The organism is Pseudomonas sp. BNK-45 (assembly GCF_047456255.1).
Lineage (GTDB): Bacteria > Pseudomonadota > Gammaproteobacteria > Pseudomonadales > Pseudomonadaceae > Aquipseudomonas.
The window spans coordinates 6,024,040-6,048,101 of the sequence record NZ_CP179909.1 but is presented as its reverse complement, the minus strand read 5'-3'; the positions used below and the strand labels follow the sequence as shown (position 1 = coordinate 6,048,101).

Annotated in this window: 21 protein-coding genes and 1 tRNA gene; 7 read left to right on the top strand and 15 right to left on the bottom strand. The window is 65.6% G+C overall.

The window, feature by feature from the left end; all coding sequences use genetic code 11:
- Positions 1-57 precede the first annotated feature (57 nt).
- From ACMGG8_RS27410 to ACMGG8_RS27395, 4 genes are read right to left on the bottom strand one after another with little or no spacing between them, the layout of a single operon-like run.
- Complete coding sequence (locus ACMGG8_RS27410; protein ID WP_414158770.1) at positions 58-1,317, bottom strand: FAD-dependent oxidoreductase; 1,260 nt, start codon at positions 1,315-1,317, stop codon at positions 58-60.
- On the bottom strand, positions 1,314-1,547 hold the full coding sequence (locus tag ACMGG8_RS27405; RefSeq protein WP_060842715.1) for a 2Fe-2S iron-sulfur cluster-binding protein: 234 nt from the start codon (positions 1,545-1,547) through the stop codon (positions 1,314-1,316). Before ACMGG8_RS27405 ends, ACMGG8_RS27410 begins: the two co-directional genes overlap by 4 nt.
- Entirely contained in the window at positions 1,544-2,665 is a 1,122-nt protein-coding gene (locus ACMGG8_RS27400) for an NAD(P)/FAD-dependent oxidoreductase (protein WP_414158769.1), read from the bottom strand. The genes ACMGG8_RS27405 and ACMGG8_RS27400 overlap by 4 nt, the downstream gene beginning before the upstream one ends.
- Complete coding sequence (locus ACMGG8_RS27395) at positions 2,662-3,594, bottom strand: 4-hydroxyproline epimerase (protein ID WP_414158768.1); 933 nt, start codon at positions 3,592-3,594, stop codon at positions 2,662-2,664. Before ACMGG8_RS27395 ends, ACMGG8_RS27400 begins: the two co-directional genes overlap by 4 nt.
- 265 nt (positions 3,595-3,859) lie before the next feature.
- On the opposite strand from ACMGG8_RS27395, the gene ACMGG8_RS27390 reads away from it, so the two are divergent.
- From ACMGG8_RS27390 to ACMGG8_RS27375, 4 genes are all read left to right on the top strand, one after another.
- Positions 3,860-4,780, top strand: coding sequence for a dihydrodipicolinate synthase family protein (locus ACMGG8_RS27390; RefSeq protein WP_414158767.1), 921 nt, complete (start codon positions 3,860-3,862; stop codon positions 4,778-4,780).
- A 127-nt stretch (positions 4,781-4,907) separates the two neighbouring features.
- The gene (locus tag ACMGG8_RS27385; RefSeq protein ID WP_060842719.1) at positions 4,908-6,479 is read left to right on the top strand and encodes an APC family permease; all 1,572 of its coding nucleotides are present in this window, start codon (positions 4,908-4,910) and stop codon (positions 6,477-6,479) included.
- Positions 6,480-6,511: 32 nt separating this feature from the next.
- Positions 6,512-8,077 carry an aldehyde dehydrogenase (NADP(+)) gene (locus ACMGG8_RS27380; RefSeq protein WP_414158766.1) on the top strand — a complete coding sequence of 522 codons (1,566 nt, stop codon included), beginning with the start codon at positions 6,512-6,514 and terminating at the stop codon, positions 8,075-8,077.
- A gap of 127 nt (positions 8,078-8,204) precedes the next feature.
- On the top strand, positions 8,205-9,218 hold the full coding sequence (locus ACMGG8_RS27375) for an Ldh family oxidoreductase (protein ID WP_414158765.1): 1,014 nt from the start codon (positions 8,205-8,207) through the stop codon (positions 9,216-9,218).
- Positions 9,219-9,270: 52 nt separating this feature from the next.
- On the opposite strand, the gene ACMGG8_RS27370 is transcribed toward ACMGG8_RS27375, so the two are convergent.
- Positions 9,271-11,367: a TonB-dependent receptor gene (locus ACMGG8_RS27370; protein ID WP_414158764.1), complete on the bottom strand. Its 2,097-nt coding sequence runs from the start codon at positions 11,365-11,367 to the stop codon at positions 9,271-9,273.
- Between the two features lie 224 nt (positions 11,368-11,591).
- Here ACMGG8_RS27370 and ACMGG8_RS27365 point away from each other — a divergent pair, with 224 nt between their 5' ends.
- Positions 11,592-12,128: a GNAT family N-acetyltransferase gene (locus tag ACMGG8_RS27365; protein WP_060842723.1), complete on the top strand. Its 537-nt coding sequence runs from the start codon at positions 11,592-11,594 to the stop codon at positions 12,126-12,128.
- A gap of 58 nt (positions 12,129-12,186) precedes the next feature.
- Here ACMGG8_RS27365 and ACMGG8_RS27360 read toward each other — a convergent pair whose 3' ends face one another.
- The 4 genes from ACMGG8_RS27360 to ACMGG8_RS27345 form a co-directional block, all read right to left on the bottom strand.
- Positions 12,187-12,561 carry a hypothetical protein gene (locus tag ACMGG8_RS27360; protein ID WP_060837972.1) on the bottom strand — a complete coding sequence of 125 codons (375 nt, stop codon included), beginning with the start codon at positions 12,559-12,561 and terminating at the stop codon, positions 12,187-12,189.
- Between the two features lie 219 nt (positions 12,562-12,780).
- Positions 12,781-13,068, bottom strand: coding sequence for a hypothetical protein (locus ACMGG8_RS27355; RefSeq protein ID WP_414158763.1), 288 nt, complete (start codon positions 13,066-13,068; stop codon positions 12,781-12,783).
- Between the two features lie 340 nt (positions 13,069-13,408).
- Positions 13,409-14,605 (bottom strand): DUF1501 domain-containing protein, encoded by a 1,197-nt coding sequence (locus tag ACMGG8_RS27350; RefSeq protein WP_414158762.1) that lies wholly within the window; start codon positions 14,603-14,605, stop codon positions 13,409-13,411.
- A gap of 42 nt (positions 14,606-14,647) precedes the next feature.
- Positions 14,648-16,186: a DUF1800 domain-containing protein gene (locus tag ACMGG8_RS27345; RefSeq protein ID WP_414158761.1), complete on the bottom strand. Its 1,539-nt coding sequence runs from the start codon at positions 16,184-16,186 to the stop codon at positions 14,648-14,650.
- Between the two features lie 296 nt (positions 16,187-16,482).
- Between ACMGG8_RS27345 and ACMGG8_RS27340 the strand changes: the two genes are divergently transcribed.
- Positions 16,483-18,258, top strand: a complete 1,776-nt coding sequence (locus ACMGG8_RS27340) for an EAL domain-containing protein (protein ID WP_060837975.1) — start codon at positions 16,483-16,485, stop codon at positions 18,256-18,258.
- Positions 18,259-18,304: 46 nt separating this feature from the next.
- On the opposite strand, the gene ACMGG8_RS27335 is transcribed toward ACMGG8_RS27340, so the two are convergent.
- The 6 genes from ACMGG8_RS27335 to ACMGG8_RS27310 all read right to left on the bottom strand — a co-directional run bounded on the left by ACMGG8_RS27335 (position 18,305) and on the right by ACMGG8_RS27310 (position 23,344).
- Positions 18,305-19,033 carry a class I SAM-dependent methyltransferase gene (locus ACMGG8_RS27335; protein WP_060842725.1) on the bottom strand — a complete coding sequence of 243 codons (729 nt, stop codon included), beginning with the start codon at positions 19,031-19,033 and terminating at the stop codon, positions 18,305-18,307.
- A 440-nt stretch (positions 19,034-19,473) separates the two neighbouring features.
- Positions 19,474-19,547 (bottom strand) — tRNA-Gly (locus ACMGG8_RS27330).
- A gap of 157 nt (positions 19,548-19,704) precedes the next feature.
- Positions 19,705-20,589 (bottom strand): alpha/beta fold hydrolase, encoded by an 885-nt coding sequence (locus ACMGG8_RS27325; RefSeq protein ID WP_060837977.1) that lies wholly within the window; start codon positions 20,587-20,589, stop codon positions 19,705-19,707.
- A 328-nt stretch (positions 20,590-20,917) separates the two neighbouring features.
- Positions 20,918-21,610 carry a pseudouridine synthase gene (locus tag ACMGG8_RS27320; protein ID WP_108544664.1) on the bottom strand — a complete coding sequence of 231 codons (693 nt, stop codon included), beginning with the start codon at positions 21,608-21,610 and terminating at the stop codon, positions 20,918-20,920.
- A 35-nt stretch (positions 21,611-21,645) separates the two neighbouring features.
- Positions 21,646-21,864, bottom strand: a complete 219-nt coding sequence (locus tag ACMGG8_RS27315) for a cysteine-rich CWC family protein (protein ID WP_060842727.1) — start codon at positions 21,862-21,864, stop codon at positions 21,646-21,648.
- Positions 21,857-23,344 (bottom strand): diguanylate cyclase, encoded by a 1,488-nt coding sequence (locus ACMGG8_RS27310; RefSeq protein WP_414158760.1) that lies wholly within the window; start codon positions 23,342-23,344, stop codon positions 21,857-21,859. The genes ACMGG8_RS27315 and ACMGG8_RS27310 overlap by 8 nt, the downstream gene beginning before the upstream one ends.
- Before the next feature lie 303 nt (positions 23,345-23,647).
- On the opposite strand from ACMGG8_RS27310, the gene ACMGG8_RS27305 reads away from it, so the two are divergent.
- Positions 23,648-24,034, top strand: a complete 387-nt coding sequence (locus ACMGG8_RS27305; RefSeq protein ID WP_082729322.1) for a hypothetical protein — start codon at positions 23,648-23,650, stop codon at positions 24,032-24,034.
- Positions 24,035-24,062 lie beyond the last annotated feature (28 nt).

Genomic DNA, 24,062 nt, shown 5'->3' with positions numbered 1-24,062 from the left:
AAGCCAGGGCCGGCAAAGGGCCGGGGGCTGCGTGCCGACCCGGGCCGGTGCCGGTTTTTAGTCTGCCGCGTCCGGCGGGCGGGCGTCGAGCATAAGGGTGGCGACCCGGGCCGGCACCAGGGGCGAACGCGGCGCCACCTCGGGCCAGTCGAACAGGCGCCGGGCGGCGCTGGCGCAGACCCGGCCCTGGCAGGCGCCCATGCCGCACCGGCTGTGCAGCTTGGCGCTGCTCCAGTCCGCCGCGCCGGCCACGGCCGCATAGGGCACATCTTCGCACCGGCAGAGCAGGGTATCGGGGCGGGCCAGTTGCAGGATCTGCGGTTGCAGTTCGAAGTGCCGTTGCAGCCGTGCGGCAAAGTCCTGCCAGTGCCGGCGGCGGTCGATCAGCGTGGCGGCCCGGGCACGCTGGCCGCTGGCCACGCAGCCGGCAATCTCGCCTTCGATCAAGGCCAGTTCGCTGCCACCGATGCCGGTGCATTCACCGGCGGCCAGGACCTGGGGCAGGCTGCTGCGTTGTTGCGGGTCGACGGCGATGGCCCCCTGCTCCAGGCGACAGCCCAGGTGGCTGGCCAGTCGGGTGTTGGGCACCAGGCCGAAGCCGCAGGCCAGGTAGTCGCAGGGCAGTTCACTGAGGTGCCGGCCCTGGCGGATGCGTACCCGTTGCAGGTGCTGGTCGCCCAGGGCCTCCACCACGTGGGCGTTGCAGCGGTAGGCCGGGGTGAGCAGTTGCATGGCCTGGATCAGCTTGGTCGGCCAGCGCCACAGTTGGCTGGCGAACCCCAGCACCGCCGCGGTGGGCGCCTGTTCCAGCACCCGCAGCACCCGCGCCCCGGCCTGGCGTGCGGTGGCGGCGGTGGCCAGCAGCAAGGGGCCGCTGCCGGCGATCACCAGGGTTTTTCCCTGCAGGGGCAGGCCGTTTTTCACAAGGGCCTGCAGGCCTCCGGCGCCGGTGACCCCGGGCAGGGTCCAGCCGGGAAAAGGCAGCAGCAGTTCCTGGGCGCCGCAGCACAGGATCAGCTGTTCGAAGTCCAGCTGCCAGGCCTGGCGGGCATCCTCCAGCAGCAGGCTGTGGGAGCTCAGGGCGGCGATCACGCGGGTGGCGCCGAGGTACCGCACCGCCGGGTGCTGCACAACCTTGAAGCGTTCGTCCGCGGCCGGCGGCGTCGGACCCTGGCGCCAGATCTGGCCGCCGGGGCGCGGGTTGTCGTCGATGAGCACGATCGAGCGGGCGCTGTGGCTGGCGGCCCGGGCCGCGGCCAGCCCTGCCGGGCCGCTGCCGACAATCAGTATCTGGCAGCGCAGGCGCCGGGGGTTCATTGGCTGCGCTCCACCTGCATGCCGTCCTGGCACAGGGTCTGGCAGGCCAGTTGGCGCAGGCCGTCGATGCTCATCCGGCATTCCTGGCAGATGCCCATGCCGCAGAACGGCGCCCGTGGCCCGCCGTTGCAGGCGGTGCGGGTCCGCGGGTCGCCGCTGGCGGCCACGGCGGCGGCGACCGTGAGGCCGGGGCGCACGGCCAGTGCCTGTCGATCCAGGTAGATGATCATGGGGACTCTCCAGTCAGGGGGGCGAAGCGCCCGGGCAGATAAGGTCGCGGATCGAGCGCCGGGCATTCGCCGAACATCTGCTGCACCAGCAGCCGTGCGCTGCCGGGGGCGGTGGTCACCCCCAGCCCTTCATGGCCGACCGCCAGCCACAGCCCCGGCTGTTGCGGGTGTTCGCCGAGGATCGGCAGGCCGTCGGGCGTGGCGGCGCGAAAGCCGGTCCAGGCGCGGATGCCGTTGAGCTGCGCCAGTGCTGGCAGGTACTCCACCGCGCGCCGCAGCATCGGTGCCAGCACCTGGGGCTCGACCTCGGGCTCCAGGGTGTCGAACTGTCGGGACGAGCCGATCAGCAGTTGCCCGGTGGGGCGTGGCTGGACATTGAACGCCACCGAGGTGCCGTTGCTGGCGTGGGCGCTGGCGGCATAGCCCAGCTCCACCAATTGATGCCCCACCTGCTGCGGGTAGCGGTCGGTGATCAGCAGGTGGCCCTTCTTCGGTCGCAAGGGCAGTTCCGCCAGCAGCTCCCGGGCGCCGTAGCCGTTGGCCAGCAGCACCTGGGGCGCCTGCAGCACCCGGCCATCGTCGAGTTCCAGCCGGTTGCCGGCGACGCTGCGGACCCGGGCACGCAGACAGCGGATCAGCGGCTGGCTGTCGAGCAGCCAGCGGGCGGTGGCCGGGGCGTAGAGGATGCCGTCGCCGGGGACTTGCAGGGCACCGCCCAGGCCCTGGCGCAGCATCGGTTCCAGGGCCGCCAGTGCCGGGCCATCGAGCAGTTGGCTGGTGACGCCCTGTGCGGCCAGGGTCTGCTGCTTGGTCCGGGCCAGGTCCATTTCCGCGCGGTCGGCGGCCAGCCACAGGGTGCCGCAATTGCGGTGGGCGCAGGCCTCGGGCAGATGGGCACGCAACTGGCGCCAGAGGCCGATGGAGTAGTGACTCAGGGCCAGCTCCGCAGGGTTGTCGTCCATGGCCACCAGATGCCCCATGCCGGCTGCGGTGGCGCCGCCACGGGCGTCGTCCAGTACCTGCACCCGCAGACCGCGGCGGGCCAGTTCGTGGGCGCAGGCGGCGCCGATGATGCCGGCGCCGACCACGATCACATCGGCCTCGGCCTGCACCTTCACGAGCCGATGCCCCAGGCGAACGGGTCGCTGTCGTCCAGCAGCAGGGTGGCTTCGGCGCTGATATGGGCACTGCCGCGCAGGGTGGGAATGATCCGGTCGCCGACCACTTCGTAGTGGGCGCTGAACTGGCTGCCGATGACGCTGGCCTGGCGCCAGGTCTGGCCCGGGGCGAGCTTGCCGTCCGCGGCCAGGCAGGCCAGCTTGGCACTGGTGCCGGTGCCGCAGGGAGAGCGGTCGTAGGCCTTGCCCGGACAGAGTACGAAGTTGCGGCTGTCGGCTTGCGGGTCGTCGGCGAACAGTTCGATGTGGTCGATGATCCCGCCCCCGGCGCCGGTAATTCCGGCGGCTTCCAGGGCCGCGCGCACGCTCCAGGTGTAATGGGTCAGGGCTTCGACATTGTCCAGGGCCAGGCGCTGGCCATGATCGCTGATCAGGAAGAACCAGTTGCCGCCCCAGGCAATGTCGCCGTGCAGCGTGCCGTGCCCCGGCACCTGCAGCGCCACCTGCCTGCGGTAGCGATAGGCGGGCACATTGCGCACGCTCACCGACAGGTCGTCATGCAGGGTGGCCTGCACCGTGCCCACCGGGGTTTCGATGCGGTGCACGCCGCAGTCGATGCGCCCCAGGTGGTACAGCGAGCGCACCAGGCCGATGGTGCCGTGGCCGCACATGCCCAGGTAGCCGCTGTTGTTGAAGAAGATCACGCCGGCGCAGGCATCGCTGGCCTGGGGCGCGCAGAGCAGGGCGCCCACCAGTACGTCGCTGCCCCGGGGTTCGAGGACGCAGGCGCGGCGCCATTGATCGTGGTCGTTGCGCAGGGTTTGCAGGCGCTCGGCCATGGAGCCCCGGCCCAGGTCGGGAAAGCCGTCGATGACCAGACGGGTGGGTTCACCCCCGGTGTGGGAGTCGATCACGGTTATTTTTTTCATGGCGGCACCTGCGGGGAAAGAGCTACAGAGTGGCCCTGGCGAGGGGGCTGCCGCTTGTGGGTTTTCCCTGGCGCGGATGACGAAATCGGCACAGTCGCCGGTGCGTACCCGGGCTCGGGGAGGTACGGCGCAGGCGATCGCTGAATGTGCCGATTTCGTCTCCTGCGGGGGTGAAAAGCTTCAAGCTGCAAGGGGGATAAAAGGCGACTCTGGATAGCGTCTCCAACGCCAGTCGGCCCGGCCGACCTCAAACAAGGACAAGACCATGAGCCGTAAAGCCATCCAGTGGAGCGGTGTATTCCCCGCCGTGACCACTCAGTTCAAAGCCGATTTCTCCCTCGATCTGCCGGCCACTCACCAGGTCATGCGCAAGCTGGTGGACGATGGCGTGTCCGGCCTGGTGGTGTGCGGCACCGTGGGGGAAAACACCTCCCTGAGTACCGCCGAGAAACTCGCGGTGATCGAAGTCGCCAAGGACGCCGCGGCCGGCCGGGTGCCGGTGATTGCCGGGGTGGCCGAGTTCACCACTGACTTTGCCCGCAACACCGTGCGCGAGGCCGCCAGGGCCGGGGCCGATGGGGTGATGGTGATGCCGGCGCTGGTGTACTCGGCCAAGCCCCATGAAACCGCGGCGCATTTTCGCGCCGTGGCCACCGGCACCGATTTGCCGGTGATGGTTTACAACAACCCGCCGATCTACAAGAACGACGTCACCCCCGAGGTGCTGATCGCCCTGCAGGACTGCGAGAACATCGTCTGCTTCAAGGATTCCTCCGGTGACACCCGGCGCTTCATCGACCTGCGCAACGCGGTCGGCGATCGTTACGTGCTGTTTGCCGGGCTCGATGACGTGGTGGTGGAAAGCGTCGCGGTGGGCGCCGAGGGCTGGGTCTCGGGCATGTCGGTGGCCTTCCCCAGGGAAGGCGAGACGCTGTTCCGCCTGGCCAGGGACAAACGCTTCGAGGAGGCCCTGGCCCTGTATCGCTGGTTCATGCCGCTGCTGCACCTGGACGCCCGGCCGGATCTGGTGCAGTGCATCAAGCTCTGCGAAGAGCTGGTGGGCCGCGGTTCGTCCATCACCCGGCCGCCGCGTCTGGCGCTGCAAGGGGAAACCCTGGCCGAAGTCAAAGCCATAGTCGCCAAGGCCCTGGCCACGCGGCCGCGCCTGCCGGACGTCGGCCTGTAATCCCTTGCCGGGCGCCCCGGGCGGGGCGCCCGCTTGCGCAACAGCGCATGTGCTGCAAGCGTCGGGCGGCCCCGCCGACGTGACATTCGACCTGCCTATTCCAATAACCCCAAAAAGGCGCAGCCCCATGTCAGGCAAAGGCAAATTCAAGAAGCAACTTTCTCTGGTGGACCTGACCTTTATCGGTCTGGGTGCGATCTTCGGTTCCGGCTGGCTGTTCGCCGCCAGCCACGTTTCGGCGATTGCCGGGCCGGCCGGGATCTTTTCCTGGCTGCTGGGTGGCTTCGCCGTGCTGCTGTTGGGCATCGTCTACTGCGAGCTGGGGGCGGCCCTGCCCCGGGCCGGTGGCGTGGTGCGCTACCCGGTGTTCTCCCACGGCCCGCTGCTGGGCTACCTGATGGGCTTCATCACCCTGATCGCCTTTTCCAGCCTGGTGGCCATCGAAGTGGTGGCGGCCCGGCAATATGCGGCGGCCTGGTTCCCGCTATTGACCCACGAAGGTTCCAGCAACCCGACGATCATCGGCTGGCTGCTGCAGTTCGCCCTGTTGTGCCTGTTCTTCTGGCTCAACTACTCCAGCGTCAAGACCTTCGCCAAGTCCAACAACTTCATCAGCCTGTTCAAGTTCATCGTGCCCTTGCTGGTGATCGTGGTGCTGTTCACCTTCTTCAAGCCCGACAACTTCCACATCCAGGGCTTTGCGCCGTTCGGCCTGTCGGGGATCGAGATGGCGGTATCGGCCGGGGGCATCATCTTTGCCTACCTGGGGCTGACGCCGATCATTTCCGTGGCCAGCGAAGTGCGCAATCCGCAGCGCACCATTCCCATCGCGCTGATTCTCTCGGTGCTGCTCTCGACCCTGATCTACGGCCTGCTGCAGTTGGCCTTCCTGGGCAGCATTCCCACGGAGATGCTGGCCAACGGCTGGAGCGGCATCAGCAAGGAATTTTCCCTGCCGTACCGCGACATCGCCCTGACCCTCGGGGTCGGCTGGCTGGCCTATCTGGTGGTGGCCGATGCGGTGATCTCCCCCAGCGGCTGCGGCAACATCTACATGAACGCCACGCCGCGGGTGGTCTATGGCTGGGCTCGCACCGGGACCTTCTTCAAGGTCTTCACCCGTATCGACGAGCAGTCCGGCATCCCGCGCCCGGCGCTGTGGCTGACCTTCGGCCTGTCGGTGTTCTGGACCCTGCCGTTTCCCTCGTGGGAGGCGCTGATCAACGTGGTCTCGGCGGCCCTGGTGCTCAGCTACGCGGTGGCGCCGGTCAGTGTCGCGGCCTTGCGCAAGAGCGCACCGCAGATGCCGCGGCCGTTCCGGGTGCGCGGTTTTGCCTTGCTCGGCCCGGTGTCCTTCGTGATTGCGGCGCTGATCGTCTACTGGTCCGGCTGGAGCACGGTGTCCTGGCTGCTGGGACTGCAGATCCTGATGTTCGTGATCTACCTGCTGTGCAGGCGCCTGGTGCCGACCGACCACCTGAGCATCGGCGAGCAGGTGCGCTCGTCGCTGTGGCTGATCGCCTTCTATGCCCTGACCATGGTCATTTCCTACCTGGGCAGCTTCGGCGGCATCGGCGTCCTGGCTCACCCTTTCGACACCCTGACCGTGACCCTCATGGCCCTGTGCATCTACACCTGGGGCGCCAACACCGGGGTGCCCGGCGCCAAGCTGGTGCTGGATGGCGATGAGGTGGAGTGAGCGTGCGCATTTTCCAACAGACGAGGCAAGCCATGACAGTGACTGGACAGATGCTGATCGGCCAACGCTCCAGCTTCGGCGCCAATGGGCGGATCCACGGGCTGGCCGCCGCCAGCGGCGAGCTGCTGCAACCGGCCTTTGGCGGTGCCGAACAGGCCGACCTGGAGCGCGCCTGCGCCCTGGCCCAGGCGGCGTTCGAGCCCTATCGGCAGTTGCCGCTGGAGCAGCGAGCGGCATTTTTGGAGAGTATCGCCAGCCACATCCTTGAGCTGGGCGATGAGCTGATCGAGCGCTGCCAGCTGGAAACCGGCCTGCCCCGCGCCCGCCTGGAGGGCGAGCGCGGACGTACCGTCGGCCAGTTGCGCTTGTTTGCCGCCGTGGTGCGCCATGGCGGCTTCCTCGGGGTACGGATCGATCCGGCGCAACCTTCGCGCCAGCCCCTGCCCAGGGTCGACCTGCGCCTGCGGCAGATCGGCCTGGGGCCGGTGGCGGTGTTCGGCGCGTCGAACTTTCCCCTGGCCTTTTCCGTGGCCGGTGGCGATACCGCCTCGGCCCTGGCAGCGGGCTGCCCGGTGATCGTCAAGGCGCATTCGGCCCACCCCGGGACCTCGGAACTGGTGGCCCGGGCCATCGCTCGGGCGGCCCGGCAGCAGGGCATGCCCGAGGGCGTGTTTTCACTGCTGTTCGACAGTGGCCGCAGCATCGGCCAGGGGCTGGTGGCGGATCCGCGGATCAAGGCCGTGGGCTTCACCGGCTCGCGCAGCGGCGGGATGGCGCTGATGCAGATCGCCGCGGCGCGCCCCGAACCGATCCCGGTCTATGCGGAGATGAGTTCGATCAACCCGGTGCTGCTGTTGCCCCATGCCCTGGAGGAATGCGCGGAGCCGATGGCCTCGGCGTTCGTTGCCTCGCTGACCCTGGGCGCCGGGCAGTTCTGCACCAACCCGGGGCTGATCCTGGCCGTCGATGGACCGGCGTTGCAGCGTTTTGAGCGGGCCGCCGCCGAGGCCCTGGGCCATGTGGCGGCGCAGACCATGCTCACGCCGGGCATCTACCGCAGCTACTGCCAAGGCGTGGCCATTCTCGCCGCGCATGCCCGGGTGCAGACCCTGGCCCTGGGCCCGGAAGGGCAGGGCCCGCAGGCGCGCGGGGCACTGTTCGCCACCTCGGCCACGGCCTTCATGGCGTGCCGCGAATTGCGCGAGGAAGTCTTTGGCCCGGCCTCGCTGATCGTTCGCTGCGAGGACGTCGCTGCCTTGCAGCAGGTCCTGCAGAGCCTGGAGGGCCAGTTGACCATCGCCGTTCACCTGAGCGACGGCGATCAGCCGCAAGTGCGGGCCTTGTTGCCGTTGCTGGAGAGCAAGGCCGGGCGCCTGCTGGCCAACGGTTTCGGCACCGGCGTCGAAGTGGCTCACGCCATGGTCCACGGCGGGCCGTTCCCGGCCACGTCCGACAGCCGCAGCACCTCGGTGGGCAGCCTGGCGATCCAGCGCTTCCTGCGCCCGGTGGCCTACCAGGACCTGCCCGAGGCGTTGTTGCCGGCCGAGCTGCACAGCGCCAATCCGTGGCGGGTGCCGCAACTGCTCGACGGTCAGTGACCGGCTTGACCTGAGGCGAGGCTGCGCTCCACCGGGGAGTGTCGGCCCGCTTGCTCCTTCATTCGCTTAATCCATCGGTAAAAACTCTCCCACAGGAGCGTTCCCCACCAGCCATAGAGGTTGCAGCATGTCTGAACACATCAGCCTGTCCCTGGATGACGTCCACGCCCTGGCGTATCGGGTTCTCAGCCATCACGGCCTGTCCGACGCCCATGCCCGGGTCATCGCCGAGGTCATTACCCAGGGCCAGCGTGACGAGTGCCATTCCCATGGGGTGTACCGCCTGCTGGGCTGCGTACGCTCGGTGCGCGAGGGCAAGATCGACCCGCGTGCCGAACCCAGCCTGCGGCACATCTCGCCGGCGGTGCTGGAGGTGGATGCCCATTACGGCTACTCGTTGCTGGGCTTTTACACCGGCTTGCCGTTGCTGGCGGACAAGGCCCGCAGCCAGGGCATCGCGGCGATGGTGATCAAGCGCTGCTTCCACTTTTCCGCGCTGTGGCCGGAGGTCGAGGCGATGGCCGCCAACGGCCTGGTGGGACTGGCGATGAACCCCAGCCACAGCTGGGTGGCCCCGGCCGGCGGGCGCCACCCGGTGTTCGGCACCAACCCCCTGGCCTTTGCCTGGCCGCGGCCGGGGGGCAATCCCTTTGTCTTCGACTTCGCCACCAGCGCCATTGCCCGGGGCGATATCGAGCTGCATGCGCGTCAGGGCAAGCCGATTCCCGAGCACTGGGCCATCGACGCCGACGGCGAGCCCACCACCGATGCACGGGCCGCCTTGCAAGGGGCGATGCGCACCTTTGGCGGGCACAAGGGCTCGGCCCTGGCGGCGATGATCGAACTGCTGGCCGGGGCGCTGATTGGCGACCTGACCAGTGCCGAATCCATGGCCTTCGATGAGGGTGTCGGGGCCACGCCTTGCCATGGCGAACTGGTGCTGGCGTTCGATCCCCAGGTGTTTCTGGGGGAGGGCTATCAAGCCGGGCTGGAGCGGGCGGAAGGGTTGTTTGCGGCCATTGCCCAGCAGGGCGCGCGGTTGCCGTCGCAGCGGCGTTTTGAGGCCCGGGCCCGCAGCCTGGAGCGGGGGGTGCAGGTTCCTCGGGCGCTGTGGAACGATATCCAGGCCTTGCTGCCATGACGCTCTGGGGGGCGATGGAGTGTCCATCGCCCCCCAAGTGCTGCGGCTCGGGTCAGAAGCGCAGGTTGGCCGCCAGTTCGGCGGAACGCCCCGGCGCGACGGTGGCAAACAGGCCAACGTGGGACGCGTCGTAGTAGGTCTTGTCGGCGAGGTTGAGCACGTTGAACTGCAGGTCCAGGTTCTTGTTCACGCGGTAAGCGGTCATGGCGTCGTAGCGCCAGTAGGCGTCCAGGCTGTGGGTGTTCTCATCGTTGGTGTAGCGCTTGCCCACGTAGTTGGCGCCGGCGCCGACCTTCCAGCGCTCGGTGAGTTTGAAGGTGCTCCAGACCGAGCCACTGTTGGGGGCGATGAATTTCAGCTGATTGCCGTTATGGACGGACTCGGCGTCGGCGGCGTATTTCACCGCCCTGGCATCCAGGCGGGTGTAGCCGGCCACCACTTCCCAGCGCTCGGTCAGGTGACCGGTGGCTTCCACTTCTAAGCCTTTGACTTCGACATTGCCGTCCAGGGTCGCGATGCCGGTCAGCGGATCGTAGGTGCGGGCGTTGTCTTTTTCGGTCTTGAACAGGGCGGCGGTCAGCGCCAGGCGTTCGTTGAGCAGGTCCCACTTGGTGCCCAGTTCGAGGCTGCGGCTCTTTTCTGGAGCCAGGTTGCTCAAGCGGCCGCCCGCCGGACCATCGGCCCTGCCTGATTGCCCGGCGGTTTCGCCCGAAGGGTTGAAGGACGTGCCGTAGGCCAGGTAGATGCTGCCGTAGGGCACGGGTTTGAAGACGATGCCGCTCTGGTAGCTCCACAGGTTGCTGCGGTTACTTTGGGCCGGGTCGCGGACGTGATAGGCGTCGTAGCGCAGGCCCAGGTTCAGGTCCCATTGCTCGTGCAGGGCGAGGGTGTCCATCACATAGACAGCGCGGTTGTTGTGTCGGGTGACAGTGTGCTGGCCATCGTCTCGCAGCACCGGGGTGAACGGATCCTTGGGATTGGGATGATGCAGGTCGCCGAGGTTGAGGCTCCTGGAGCTGGCGTAGCGGTTCTTGACATCGATGCGTTCATGGGAGAATTCCAGGCCGGCGCTGTAGCGGTGGCCGATGGCGCCGGTGTCGAAGGTGCCGTAGATGTCGGTCTGGTTGATCAGCGAGCTGTTGACCACATTGCGCCCGCGCGCCGAGCGTTGCACCCGGTTGGCCAGCTCCTGGGGCGCCAGGGCGATCGGCCGGCTCATGACGTAGTCCTGCATGCTGCGGCCCTGACGGGTGGTGTTGCGCAGGGTCAGGTGGTCATTGATGTCGTGTTCCAGCTGCAGGGTGGCGAGGTCCGCCGAGGTATTGCGGAAGTCGCGCTGGGTGAAACCATAGAAGTTGTCACGGTCGACCTTGATCGGCTTGCCGGTGATTTCCGACACCGGGTGACCCTGGTCGGGCAGGTCATCGCTTTGCAGGTGGTAGTAGCTCAAGGTGGCGCGGGTGTCGGTGTTCAGGCCGAAGCTCAGGCTCGGTGCCACGCCCCAGCGCGACACTTGCACATGATCGCGCCCGGGGGTATCGGCCTCATGCTTCATGGCGTTCAGGCGCAGCGCCAGGTTCTGTTCGGGCAGGTACTGGTTGAGGTCGACGGTGCTGCGGCGCAATTGATCGGTGCCCAGGGTCAGGCTGCCGGTGGCGAAGGTTTCCGCCTGCGGCACCTTGCTGATCAGGTTCAGGGTGCCGCCGGTGGAGCCACGCCCCGAGTAGGCCGAGCCCGGGCCTTTGACGATTTCGATCTGCTCGTAGTTGAACACTTCGTGGTTCATGCGCCCGACGTCGCGAATGCCGTCGATCATGATGTCGGTGCTGGCTTCGAAGCCGCGGATGAACGGACGGTCGCCCAGCGGTGTGCCACCTTCACCTGCACCAAAGGTGATGCCCGGTGTGTTGCGCAGGGCGTCGGTCAGGCTGGATACGGCGCGCTCTTGCATCAGGGTGTCGGTAATGATGGTCACCGACTTCGGGGTTTCGCGCAGCGGGGCGGTGAACTTCACCGAGTCCGAGGCTTCACGCTTGTAACCGGCTGGGTGAATACCTTGTACCGCCGTGGGCGCGAGGGTCACCGGAGCCGTCTGCGGGGGCTCGGTGTTGTCGGCGTCGGCGGCCAGGCTGGCTTCGCCAATTGCCATCAAACCAAGGGATGTGGACCACAACTTCCATGAATGTGGGCGGGCAGGACTGGACATTGAGAAAAGACCTCCATTTATTTGGAAGCGATTCTCATGTGAGAATTTTTATCATTCAATCAGACTTATCTGAACAATCGGATCGAAACGTGTATGCAGCGTTGGCTCTTCTGTTTTTTCGTCCGATGCGATTTCATGGACGGCCCTTTCTTCTTGGACACTCACGGATGAACCTGCACCTTGAAACCCCCAGGCTGTTGCTGCGACCACGGACCCTCGAGCATTTCCAGGCCTGCCTGCGCATGGACCAGGATCCGGAAGTCACGCGCTTCATTCCGGGCACCTGGGACGGCGGTCAATGGCACCAGGATTTCCTGCGCTCGCGCATGACCCAGGACTTTGGCCCGCGCTGCGGTTATTGGGCGATCTTCGCCAAGCAGGCGCCGGATGAATTGCTGGGCTGGGTGTCCTTCATTCCCTTCGACGCAGTCGGGCCGGAGCTGGAAATGGGCTGGCGCCTGGTGCGTCGGGCCTGGGGGCAAGGCTATGCCAGCGAGGCCGCACGCCGGATTGTCGCCCATGCGTTTGCCGACCCGGCCGTGGAACGGATAGTCGTCGATGCCCATGTCGATAACGAGGCGTCGTTGGCGGTGGCGCGCAAGATCGGCTTTCGCTTCACCCACGATGCGGATTTTGAAGGCTTGCCTTGCCGCTTCTTTGCGATGAGCCGTGAGGATTTCCGGCAGCAAACGGCGGCCGGCTGAGGCGGGGATGCCAGTGCGGGGCGCCGTGGTTCGGCGCCCCCATGCTCGATGACGGCCCTCAGAGGTGACGGCTGACCCACCACAGCACCAGGAAGGCGATCGCGGCGGCCAGGGCCGCAAGCTGGAACAGATTGATCAGGCACTTCAGGCCCAGGGGGAATTTCCGGTAGTCCTTCACGTTCAGGCCGCCGTTGCGCAGGAACAGGTGGGGCATGGCGAACATGGCGCCGATGCACAGCAGCATGAAGAAGCGGCTCAGGGGATCCTTGCCCAGGAGCGGCATGCGGATGGCGATGACCCGGCAGCGAGCCAGGTGCTTGACCATGTCATCGAGCCTGAAATAGCCCAGGTACACCTGGATCACCAGGGACACCAGCCCGGACATGACCACCAGGACCCAACCCGCAGTGTAAATATCTTTGGCGTTACACATATCTCTTCAGTGACCTCCTCAAGCTTCACGACCAGGCGTTCAGCGTATTGCTCCTCCAGTGAGCCCCGACACGCAGGGCAGCCGGCCACCATACCACCCCGGGAGGCGAGGCGGGCCGCAGCCGGGCTGTAGCGACCATAGGCGCGGGCTTGCCCGGCCAACATGAGACAAGTACCAAAGGTGCGGGCGAGGGCCCTGGAGTGCCCGCCAAGGGTTGTCCTAGAGCTTGGCGCAACACTCGACGTCGGCCTGGGTGGTGACCTGGGTGTCGATGCCCAGGCGGTATTTGCAGTAGTCGATGATCATCTGCCGTTGTTCGTCGCTGAGTTTTTCCACGCGCCGGTAATCGCCGTCATTGGCGTGGATGTTGAAAAACTCCAGGCGCAGGGTCGGGGCTTGCTTGAGAAACCAGCGGGTGTGGGTTTCGGCCTCTTCCAGCTCGGTGTAGTAACCGACATTGAGCATCAGCAACAGGATGAGGGAGAGCAGGAACAGCAGTTTTTTCAAGGTACGGCTCCTTCCGTGAGCGAGGGGCGCCCAGGGCGCGGGCGGCGCATGCTTGAGCTTTTTGCGCCGCTTGGCAAGGGTTTCGGGTCGCTGGGGTGCTCAGGCGTCCTGGGCCGGGTTGCACCGGGTTCAGCAAACAGACAGTGGCCAACTGTTAAAAAGTGCAACACGCCAAGCAGGAGCGGGGCGGTAACAGGGGGCAAATGGCTTCCAGCGGATGCACGGCAGATCGCCAAGCGACTGTCGCGGCCAGTGGCCCGATGCATCGGCTGGCAAGCCGCGAGGGCGATCTTCGGATCGCTCTTTTTTTTCGTGTTTATCCGGCTGCCTGGTCGAGGCTTCAGACCAGCCCCAGGGCATTGGGCCGCGAGTTGGGGAACACTTCCTGCACCTGGGCGCCCGTCAGCCCCCAGGTCGTGGCCAGCAAGCCCCCGAGCAGATCGCGGTAGTTGTTGAGCACCGGGTAGTCGCGGTCCTGCAGCAGGCCCCGGGCATTCACCGCCACTTGCTCCCCGGCCAGGCGCCCACCGCGTACAGCGCCGCCGAGCACCCAGTACACCGTGCCGTGGCCGTGATCGGTGCCCTTGGCGCCATTCTCGCGAAAGGTTCGGCCGAATTCGGATACCACGATCACCAGGCTGTTCTTCCAGTGCTCGCCCATGGCATCGGCATAGGCCGCCAGCCCTTGCCCGAGGTTGGCCAGGTTGTTGGCCAGCGGGCCCTGGGTACTGCCCTGGTTGACGTGGGTATCCCAGCCGCCGACATCGACGAAACCCAGGCGATATTGCTCGCGCATCAGGCTGGCCATGCGCCGGGTCTGGGTGGCGAAGCTCTGCGCATTGGCGGCCCCGCGATTGGCCGCGAGCATCTCTTGCTGCAGCTCCTGCGAGACTTTCTGGCGCAAGGCCAGGCCGTCGCTGGCCGCCGCGGCGTAGGGCGTGTGCTGGTACATGGACGACAGAATGTTTGCCTGGCGCGCATCGAAGGGCGCCTTGCCGGCACTGCGCAGGGACAGGTTGGGAATGTCCCGGCCACCCTGGAAGCTCAGGGGCAGGGCATCGGTGAAAGCCATCGGCGCGCTGTCGGGCACTTGCCGGACCAGGCGCGCGAGAAAGCCCGAGTCGTAGCGCCGGCGTGGCTGGCTCGGCTGTCCGGCCTCGATGCTGTCCTGGGTTGCGAAGTGGCTGCGGGACAGGTCGTCGGTGCCGGCGAAGGGCACGAAGGCCATTTCCTTGCGCTGCCACAGCGGGTACAGCGAGTCCCGCAGCACCGGGTTCAGGCCCCAGTGGCTGTCCAGGGCGATGGCGCTTTGCGGGTTGTGCGCATCGGGGCGGGCGATTGCCAGGCTTGGGCGCGACTCGTAGTAGAAGTCGCTGCTGTAGGGCACCAGCAGGTTGTTGCAGTCGTAACCGCCGCGCAGGAACACCAGCAGGGTTCGCGGCGCGACGGCCGGTGCGGCGAACAGCCGGGCGGAAAACGACAGGCCGGGCAGGGCGGCTGCGGCGGCCGCGGCAATCAGCAGTTGGCGACGATTCATGGCAGTTCCCGGTCAGGTGGCGCGCAGCCCTTTGGCGCGTGCTCAGCGGTTGTTGAAGTCCGGCGAGGACAACAGGAAGGTGTTCCATTCCTGGGGCGAGACGGCCTGCTCCAGGGCGTTGCGGGTGGCGCTGGAGAGGTGAGGCGCGATCGCCTGGTAATACATCGGGGTGGTGATCATCGGAAAACCCGGCCCCGGAACCGTGCTGCCTTCGGCGGTGAACAGCCGGTTATTGCCCGAACCTATGGCCCGGGCGATTTCAAAGCGCTTGGCCATTTGCCCGGAGCTCGACCAGCCACTGGCCACCAGCGGCCAGCCGTCGGGGGTAATCCGGCCGAACACCGGCTGGCCCATCTGGTTCAGCCAGTTGAGCAGGGGCCGCGGGTTGGCCACAGGCTTGCCGTCATAGGTCAGGCGCAGCGCCGACACCACGAACTGCTGTGGGTCCTTGAATTTCTTGCCGGTCGATTGCAGCAACTCCGGCGACTGCATCAGCGTGCGCATGACCTGGGCAATGTCACCGTCGCTGTCGCGGAAGGTCTTGGCCATGCGGGCCACCAGGGCCGCCGGCGGTTCGTCGGCGACGAAGTACTGGGCCAGCTTGCGCGAGATGAACTGGGCGCAGGCCGGTTGCCGGGTGATGAGGTCGATGGCCTGGGTGATCTCGTCGTAGCCGCTGCCCTTGATGGTGTGGCCGAGCAGGCGCTTGTCGCTGAAGTCATGGCGCCTGGGGTTGAACTGGAACAATCCCTGTTGCACCACCAGCGGCTGCAAGGACCGGGGCCAATGTTGTTCGCGACCGTCTCGGGGCGCCAATCCGGCTCCGGTCAGGATCAGTGCCAGTTGCTGCACGTCCTCCTGGCTGTAGCCGGCCGCCACGCCCAGGCTGTGCAGCTCCAGCAGCTCACGGGCGTAGTTTTCGTTGACCCGGCCCTTGGCGTTCTGGCTGTTGTCGAGGTATTCGAGCATCGCCGGGCTTTGCAGGGTGGCCAGCAGCAGGTCCTTGAACCGGCCCAGGGCATGGGGGCGAATCGCCTCGTTCACGTAGTCGGCGCTCAGCAGTCGCACCTGGCCCTTGCCCTGGAACAGGCTGAAGTGATTGAGCCAGAACAGCACCAACTGCTCCTTGAGCTGGTTGGGGCCATAGATGGCTTGCAGCAGCACTGCGGACTGGGTCTGCTCGGCGAGCTGGTTGGCCCGCTGGCGAAGGTCTTGCCTGGCCTGGTTGCGGGCATCGCCGTCGGGCATGGCCTTGAGCTGTTCCTGGCGCTGCTTGAACTCCTGCAGCAAGGCCGGGGTCGAGTCGTTCAGGGCCGGGTAGCTGCGCAGCAGGGCGTCGATTGCCGCTGGCAACGGCTCGCGCAGGCGATCCTGCAGTTGCGCCTCGAGCAATCCGTCGCGGCCCAGGTGGCGCAGGCGCTGGAGTTGTGCGGTGTCCAGATCGAAGCCGTCGCGCCTGAGCCAGGCAATGTCGGCGGCGCTGGGGGGCAGGGGCTCGGCGGCCTGGGCAAGGAGCGGCAGGAACACGGCCAGCGCGCTCCACAGGTACAGGCAACGATGCAGCGTATGAGGCCTTGGCATGGGGCGGTTTTCCGGATGGAGAGGGCAGCGGTGTAGCGTCGCAGTACGGCCTGGCTGGGTGCTACCTTCCAGGGTGGATCGCTCTAGATCAAGTGTTTCAACGCAGCCTTCGGGCGCTGGCCGTCGACCGTTCGTCCGACGGATGGAATTGGCAAGCACTAGTCACTGCGTCATGCTGTCGATGGATGTCGTAATGCCATTACTTCAAGGTTCGGCCGGTTTTCCGGGCGTCGTTATATCCCCGTGTGGGTGAGATAGGTTTCTGATGAGTGTGTTGATCCTGCCCGAGACGGCATATGCCCGATAAGGCGTTGGCCGAGGAGCAGCGCCTGGCTGCCCTGTATGCCCTGGAACTGCTGGATACCGCCCGTTGCGAGCGCTTCGACCGCATCTGCCGGCTGGCTGCCGAGTATTTCAAGGTGCCCACGGCGTTGATCACCCTGGTGGACCGTGATCGGCAATGGTTCAAGTCGCGGGTGGGGTTCGCGGTCGAACAGACCCCGATCGAGCAATCGTTCTGCGCTTACACCATCAGAACCGATGATGTGTTCGAGGTGGAAGACGCCCGCCAGGATGTGCGTTTTCACCGCAACCCCCTGGTGACTGATGATCCGGGCATCGGCTTTTATGCCGGCGCGCCGCTGATTACTTCCACCGGGCATGCGATTGGCAGTCTGTGCGTCATCGACAAAGAGCCCCAGCGCCTGAATGCCGCCGAGCGCCAGCAATTGCGCGACTTGGCATCGCTGGTGATGGAACAGGTCGAGCAGCGTCAGCGCCTGACCCGGCGCGACCCGGTGAGCTGCCTGCCCAACCGTGAACAGTTCCAGAGAGATCTGTACGACCTGGCGGACGAAAATCCGGGGGAAAGGCGCGTGCTGGTGCTGGTGGATGCGGTGGACATGACTGTGGCCCACGAGCTGACCCTGGCCATGGGCCTGGCGCCGTTCGAAACCATCGTGCGCTTCCTGGCCCAGCAACTGCTCGCCTACCTGGGGCGGCATGTGCGGGTGTACCACGTGTCGGTCAAGCGCTTCGGGTTCCTGCTGCCGGCGGCCCCCGGGATCGAGCGCTTTCTGGACGGGCTGGTGCGGCGTCTGCGCCGTCAGCCGCCGGGCCTGGAACTGCCGATGATTCCGGCGGTGTGCGCGGGCACGGTGGAATTTTCCACGGACCGCGACGCTGTGCCCGACGTGCTGCGCAAGGCGATGTTCGCCCTGGAGCTGGCGACCCTCAACCGCAGCACCTGGGCGCCCTACGATGTGGTGCGTGACCAGGCCTATCGGCGGGCCTTCAACCTCGCCTCGGACATCAGCGAAGCCCTGGACAGCGGGCAGATCTACCTGATGTTCCAGCCGCGCTTCGCCCTGCCCGACGGTGCTCAGGTGAGCGCCGAGGCACTAATCCGCTGGGATCATCCGTGGCTGGGGCCGATTTCACCGGCGGAGTTCATTCCGGTCATGGAGCGCAATGCGCTGATCCACCGGGTGACCCACTGGGTGATCAATGCCGTGCTGGAGCGCCTGCACCGCTGGAGTTCCAGCGACGTGCAGCGTCTGTCGATCAACCTCTCGCCCCAGGATTTCGAGGATCAGGACATTGCCGATGTGCTGCGCGATGCCTGCCGGCGTCATCGCATCGACCCGCAGCGCCTGGAAGTGGAAATCACCGAAGGGGCCTGGCTGCGCTCCAATCCCAAGGTGCTGGATCAGCTGAGCAAGATTCGCGGCCTGGGCATGGATGTGGCCATCGACGACTTTGGCACCGGCTACAGCAACTTCGCCTACCTGCACCAGATTCCGGCCAATGTGGTGAAGCTCGACAAGTCCATGGTCACCGACCTTGAGAGCAGCGCCCAGCACCAGAAGATCACCCGCTCGGTGATCGCCCTGGCCCGGGAACTGGGTTACCGCACCGTGGCCGAGGGCATCGAGAGTTTCAAATGTCTGCAGATGCTGCGGGCCTTTGGTTGCGACGAGGCCCAGGGCTACTTCCTGGCCCGGCCCATGGCCCAGGAAAAGTTCCTCGCCCGCTGTGGCGCCCGGCGCTTTCCCTTGCAGCAGGGCTTCTAGCCACGCGGGACCCTCCTGCCGAGGTGGCCGCGCAACGGCGGCCGCCTCAGCGCTGGGCGGCCACCAGCAACATCATCGGTCGCTCGCGCTCTTCTTCCAGGGCGGGTTGCGCCAGCACTTGCTGGGCGCTCGGTCCCCATTCCTCGACGTGGCGAATGTTGAACCCGGTAGCGATCAGGGTGTTGAGCAGGGTGCCCAGGGTACGGTGCTGCTTGATCACCCCCTCGGCCAGCCAATGGGTGATCCGTTCGCCTTCCTGCTGATAGCTGTCCAGGGGCCAGGACTTGCGGCCCTGGTCATCCACCTGCCAGCCCGGATTGCGTGGAGCCATGAAGATCGGGTGCTCGATGGAGAACACCAGGCGCGCCCCGGGCACCAGGGCTGCGTAGACCTGGGCGAACAGGCCGCGCAGGTCCTTGATGTAATGCAGGGCCAGGGAGCTGTAGGCCAGGTCGAAGCTGCAGTTGGGCAGGCTCAGGTGTTCCAGGTCGGCCCGCTGATAATCGATATGGGGCGCCGAGGTGCTGGCGCGGGCAGTCGCCAGCATCTTTTCCGAAACGTCCAGGCCCAGCACCTGCTGGGCCCCTTGTTCGCTTGCCCATCGGCTGAACCAGCCATAACCGCAGCCCAGGTCCAGCACCTTGAGGCCTTTCATCGGTGGCAGCAGGGCTTGCAGGGCCGGCCATTCCGGCGCCGCATCCAGGCCGCCGACGGAGCGCCCTAGCTGGCTGTAGCCCTGAAAAAAAGTCGGGTCGTCGTAAATGTTCTGGGTCATGTCGCAGTTCCTTCAGGTTCGTGTGCAGCCCGTGATGTCGGGCGAATCATGCAAAAGAAGCGGCTGAGGGGCTTGTCCCTCGAAGGGCGCGACGCAGGTATCGTCGATGGCCGGGCAGGGGGGCAGGGAAACAGGCCGGATATCATAGCCAATTTGCCAGGCCGGGCTATCGCCGGGTGCGTTGTGCGTGCCGATCGTCGGGAGCACAAGCGCCGGCCAAGGCCAACTGAAGCGTCCCGATTGGCGGCCTGTACCCTGCGAGGATTCATGGGCAAAGCGAGAGTGATGGGCACGACCATCGAGGCGACCCGTTCGGCCGAGCCAGGTACAGGGCTGGGGCTCGAGTCGTCAGGCTTGAAGCTTGGAAGAGAAGAGGTCGCCTGAGTTCAACGACGGGGAAACTGCTTTGCGGATCTGCGCTGACTGGCAGATTGGGGAAGTGGAGCGGGTGAAGGGAATCGAACCCTCGTTATCAGCTTGGGAAGCTGGAGTAATGCCATTATACGACACCCGCTCGAACGGCTGACTTTGTACCAGATGTGGCTGCAGATTTGAAGTTTTTCTTTATCTGACCTGCGCTTGCGTGTCATCGCTGTTCGCCGCAGGTGGGCCATGCGCCAGGAAAAACAGGGTTTTTCAAGGGCGGCTGGCCCACCGGTGACGATGCACTGTCAGATCGCCCGTGCATGCTGATGCTGAACGCAGTGCGCGCGCGTTCGACCGTCGTACTGACCCGGCTTGAGGAATCCCAGCAATGCCTGGCGGCTGTCGCGGCAGGCGGCCTTGTGTTCCATGTCGAGAAAGTGCCCGGTGGCCTGGATGGTGCTGAAGCTCGCTTGCTGCACATGGTCGGCGAACAGCTTGGCGTCATTGGCCGAGGTGTACTCGTCCCACTCACCGTTGAGAAACAGCACTGGCACCTGGATGTTCTTCGCCGCTCGCAAGTAGCACTGCCGGTCGCCGTTGAGCACATGGCTGATGTGGAAGTGCATCTGCCCGTATTCGTGCTCCGCCAGGCTGCTGACGTGGCGGTAGTTGTAGCGCTTGAACAGCGAGGGCAGGTGCTTGCCGATGGTGTCGTTGACCAGGTGGCCGACGCGATGGCGGTCGAGGTTGCCGAGGTAATCGACACCGCGCTCCAGATAATCGCGCATCGGCTCGTTGATCACCGGCGAGAACGAGCTGATCACCGCCTTCTCGATGCGCCGTGGACGCTGGGCCAGAGCCTGCAAGGCGGCGGCGCCACCCCAGGAAAACGACAGCACATGCTCGGCGGCGAAGTGCTCGATCAACTCCAGGAGGATCTGCCCCTCCACTTCCTTGGTGAGCATCCGTTCGTGTTTGTTGTGGGCTTTGGAGCGGCCCGCGTAGGGCTGGTCGTAGAGCACCACGTTGAACTGCGGGTGCAGGTTCTTCACGGTCTGCGCAAAGGACGCAGTAGTGGCCATCGAGCCGTTGACCAGAATGATGGTCTTGTCTGCGGCATCTGCGCGATAGAACTCCGTGTAAACCCGATACTGACCCTGTATATCCAGCACAGCGATTTCTGGCCTCATGTCATAAGACTCCTGGCAAGCGGGTATGCGCGCATCACTGAGTGTGCACGGGCAATGTGACAGGTAGGCATACGCCTGGAATGGGAGCCCATGTCGATCCGGTAAGGCAGGTCGACGGGTGTTGTTATAGGTGGGCGATTTGCCGGGGGAAATGCAGAGCAGGCAGGGCTCAGGCCGGCAAAAGGTTTCTTAGATGTCTGTTCGTGACTCATCGGTCACATTTCGGCCGACGGAGTGATTCAAGCAGGGCAATCGGCAACCTGCAAGTCGATTGGACAAATTGTTCGACAGCTTCTGCCCAGCGGTCGTCCGGGCAGGGGGGGGCACTTCAGATCAGGCGGATTTCGTCGGCGCTCAGGGGCCGGTATTCGCCAGGTGCCAGCCGTTCGTCCAGTAGCAGCGGCCCCATGCGTTCGCGATGCAGGCGCAGCACCTTGTTGTTGAAGTGGCCGAACATGCGTTTGACCTGGTGATAGCGCCCTTCGACGATGCTCAGCCGGGCGCTGCGCGGACCGAGGATCTGCAACTGCGCGGGCAGGGTGGTGAGGTCTTCGAAGGCAAAATACAGGCCCTCGGCGAAGGTCTGGATGTACTCGGGCCCAATCTCGTCTTCGGTTTCCACGTAGTAGAGCTTGGGCAGTTTGGTCTGCGGCTGGGTCAGGCGTCGCGACCACTGGCCGTCGTTGGTGATCAGCATCAGCCCGGTGGTGTTGTAGTCCAGGCGTCCGGCGATGTGCAGCTCCTGCGGGTGCGGCTCGTGGATCAGCTCCAGCACGGTCCGGTGCTCGGGATCGCGGGTGGCACTGACGCAACCCATGGGCTTGTGCAGCATGAAGTAGCGCGCCGGCTTGCCGGCCTGCAGCACCTCCTCATCCAGCTCCACCCGACTGAATTCGCTGACCTCGGCCCGGGGATCGCTGACCGGCTGACCGTCGATGCGGACGCGCCGCTGCACTAGCAGCAGGCGCACCTGTTGGCGGTTGAAGCGCGGCAGGTTGCTGAGGAAACGGTCAAGGCGCATGGCGGGAAATCGCTGGCAGTGGACGGGGACGGGTTTCAGGAGCGGGGCAGGGTGCCGGCGCGCAGCTGCGCCTCGACCCCGGCGCAGCGCGGGCACAGGCAGGCACGGTCGCGCAGTTGGGGCGCCAGGGCCTCGATGATGGCCGGGTCGATGCTCACGCTGTAGCACCAGCAGGCTCGGTCCGCCGTGCGTGGGTCGGCCAGGGCGCAGTCGTTGCGGGCACCGCAGGCCGGGCAAAGGTCAGGTTCATTCATGGCTGGAGTGAGGCATTTCCACGCAGGTTCGATTACGTCCACTTTGCTTGGCGCGATACATCGCATGGTCGGCACGGGACAGCATGCTGTGCAGGGTGTCTGCCGGTTGCAGGGCGGTCAAGCCGATACTGACGGTCAGTTGCAGGGGTTGCCCTTCATAGTAGTAGCGTTGCCGTTCGGTCAGCAGACGAATCTTTTCGGCGATCTGCAGGGCGGGCCCGCTCTCGGTGTCCTTGAGCAGGACGATGAACTCCTCGCCGCCCCAGCGACAGACGATATCGGACTGGCGCAGGCAGTCCTGCAGGTCCCGGGCGAAGCCGCTGAGCACCTGGTCCCCGGCCAGGTGGCCGTAGGTATCGTTGAGGCGCTTGAAGTGATCCAGGTCCAGCAGCAGGGCGCAGAGCGGCGTCAAGTCGCGTCGCGCCTCTTGCAGGGCCTGGGCCGCCAGCAGGTCGAAACCGCGACGGTTGGGCAGACGGGTCAGGCTGTCGAGGGTGGCCTGGGTTTCGATCTTGCGCTGGTAGCGGCGCACCACGCCGCTGAGCAGGATCAGCACGATGGCGGTGATCACCAGGCAGATCAGCAGGTTCAGGTACAGCGACTGGCGGATGCCGTTGAGGGCGCCGTCTTCGCGCTTGTCGACGAACAGGTACCAGTTCAGTTCGGGAATGAAGCGCACATTGAGAAAATGCCCCTGGCCCTGGGTCGAGTATTCATAGCTGCCGCTGTGGGGCTTGGGCAGTTGGGCCATCAGTTCCTTGAGGCTTGCCAGATCATGCAGGGACTGGCCACTGCGGGCACCCTGGGGACCGCCATCGGCACCGGTCAGCACGATGCGCCCGAAGGTGTCGACGAAGTACACGCTGCGCTGGTAGCGCTGCTGGTACTTGTCGATCAGCTTGATCACCGCGTCCACCGTCAGGCCGACGCCAGCGGCGCCGATGAAGCGGTCCTGGTAGTCGTAGACCTTGTAGTTGATGAAGAAGGTCAGTTTGTCCTGATTGGCCAGGTCCGGGTCGACGTTGATTTCGTAGGGCGTCGCCATATTGCGCACGCGAAAGTACCAGGCGTCCCGCGGCTCATCGACCTTGATCTTCTTCAGCACGCCCTTGGCCTGGTAGTAGGTGAGGCTGGTGTTGGAGACGAAGAAGGCGGTGTAGGCGTCGTAGTGGGTCATGACCTCGTTGAGGTAGCGGGTCATCTGGCTGGGGTCGCGCTCGCCGGCCACCACCCAGTCACGCATGAAGGTGTCGCGGGCCATCATCGAGGAGATGAGCACCGGCCGTACCAGGTCCTTCTGGATTTCCGAATACACGGTGTCGGAAGTCAGCGGCAGTTCGGTGTTGACGATGTTGTCGCGGATCGAATCCCGCGAGGCGTAGTAGCTGAGCAGGGAGGTGGCGAGGAAGCCACTGCCCAGCAGGGTGATCAGGACCAGCACCAGCGAACGTTGCGAATACAGGGGAGAACGAAGCGGCATGGCGATTCCGTGATAGTGGCCCGATGACGCATTCTAGTGGCACGGCGGACAAATGACTTGTTCAACAGCGCACGGAATTGTCTGGGCATTGATACGTTGCAAACACTTCTTGCACCGCCGCCGGCCCAGGCCTTGAGACGCCATGGGCGGGGGCCTACCAGCGGTCGCATGACTTGTATCAATGTGTTGCCAGAATCGCACCAGAAGGCATTTTTGCGGTCAGATATTGCGTCAGTCAGCCTGTTGCTGATTGCCGCCTGCCAGCGTCGCTGGCGTGGCTTCTTCGCGGTCCAGGAGGCCGCCATGTATCGTCGACTTCTGCTTGTTGCATTACTGGGTTTGAGTCTTGGCGCGTGTGTCCCTTATTACGATGGAGGCTCAAGCTACTACAGCTCCGAGGTCTACAGTGCCCCGGCACCGGCCTATTACTACGGTGGCGGCGCTTCCTATTACTCGACCGGACGCAGCTACTACACCCCACGCTACTACCAGCCGGCGCCGCGTTATTACGCACCGGCTCCGCGTTACTACCAGGTCCCCCGGGCGGGCTACCGACCTTATCCCGCGCAGGGTTGGGGCGGGCATGAGCGCCACGGCAACTGGAACAACGACAACGGTGGCAATCAGGACTGGGGCGGTCACGGCGGGCGTGGCCGTGGCGACCATGGACGGGGTGGGCGCGGCCACTGATTGCGCCGGGGCCTGGAGCCCGTAGCCG

Bases quoted from the DNA above. Each gene is read 5' to 3' on its own strand.
- ACMGG8_RS27410 (WP_414158770.1), bottom strand. From the start codon at position 1,317: ATGAACCCCCGGCGCCTGCGCTGCCAGATACTGATTGTCGGCAGCGGC.
- ACMGG8_RS27405 (WP_060842715.1), bottom strand. From the start codon at position 1,547: ATGATCATCTACCTGGATCGACAGGCACTGGCCGTGCGCCCCGGCCTC.
- ACMGG8_RS27395 (WP_414158768.1), bottom strand. From the start codon at position 3,594: ATGAAAAAAATAACCGTGATCGACTCCCACACCGGGGGTGAACCCACC.
- ACMGG8_RS27390 (WP_414158767.1), top strand. From the start codon at position 3,860: ATGAGCCGTAAAGCCATCCAGTGGAGCGGTGTATTCCCCGCCGTGACC.
- ACMGG8_RS27385 (WP_060842719.1), top strand. From the start codon at position 4,908: ATGTCAGGCAAAGGCAAATTCAAGAAGCAACTTTCTCTGGTGGACCTG.
- ACMGG8_RS27380 (WP_414158766.1), top strand. From the start codon at position 6,512: ATGACAGTGACTGGACAGATGCTGATCGGCCAACGCTCCAGCTTCGGC.
- ACMGG8_RS27375 (WP_414158765.1), top strand. From the start codon at position 8,205: ATGTCTGAACACATCAGCCTGTCCCTGGATGACGTCCACGCCCTGGCG.
- ACMGG8_RS27370 (WP_414158764.1), bottom strand. From the start codon at position 11,367: ATGGCAATTGGCGAAGCCAGCCTGGCCGCCGACGCCGACAACACCGAG.
- ACMGG8_RS27365 (WP_060842723.1), top strand. From the start codon at position 11,592: ATGAACCTGCACCTTGAAACCCCCAGGCTGTTGCTGCGACCACGGACC.
- ACMGG8_RS27360 (WP_060837972.1), bottom strand. From the start codon at position 12,561: ATGTGTAACGCCAAAGATATTTACACTGCGGGTTGGGTCCTGGTGGTC.
- ACMGG8_RS27350 (WP_414158762.1), bottom strand. From the start codon at position 14,605: ATGAATCGTCGCCAACTGCTGATTGCCGCGGCCGCCGCAGCCGCCCTG.
- ACMGG8_RS27345 (WP_414158761.1), bottom strand. From the start codon at position 16,186: ATGCCAAGGCCTCATACGCTGCATCGTTGCCTGTACCTGTGGAGCGCG.
- ACMGG8_RS27340 (WP_060837975.1), top strand. From the start codon at position 16,483: ATGCCCGATAAGGCGTTGGCCGAGGAGCAGCGCCTGGCTGCCCTGTAT.
- ACMGG8_RS27335 (WP_060842725.1), bottom strand. From the start codon at position 19,033: ATGACCCAGAACATTTACGACGACCCGACTTTTTTTCAGGGCTACAGC.
- ACMGG8_RS27325 (WP_060837977.1), bottom strand. From the start codon at position 20,589: ATGAGGCCAGAAATCGCTGTGCTGGATATACAGGGTCAGTATCGGGTT.
- ACMGG8_RS27320 (WP_108544664.1), bottom strand. From the start codon at position 21,610: ATGCGCCTTGACCGTTTCCTCAGCAACCTGCCGCGCTTCAACCGCCAA.
- ACMGG8_RS27315 (WP_060842727.1), bottom strand. From the start codon at position 21,864: ATGAATGAACCTGACCTTTGCCCGGCCTGCGGTGCCCGCAACGACTGC.
- ACMGG8_RS27310 (WP_414158760.1), bottom strand. From the start codon at position 23,344: ATGCCGCTTCGTTCTCCCCTGTATTCGCAACGTTCGCTGGTGCTGGTC.
- ACMGG8_RS27305 (WP_082729322.1), top strand. From the start codon at position 23,648: ATGTATCGTCGACTTCTGCTTGTTGCATTACTGGGTTTGAGTCTTGGC.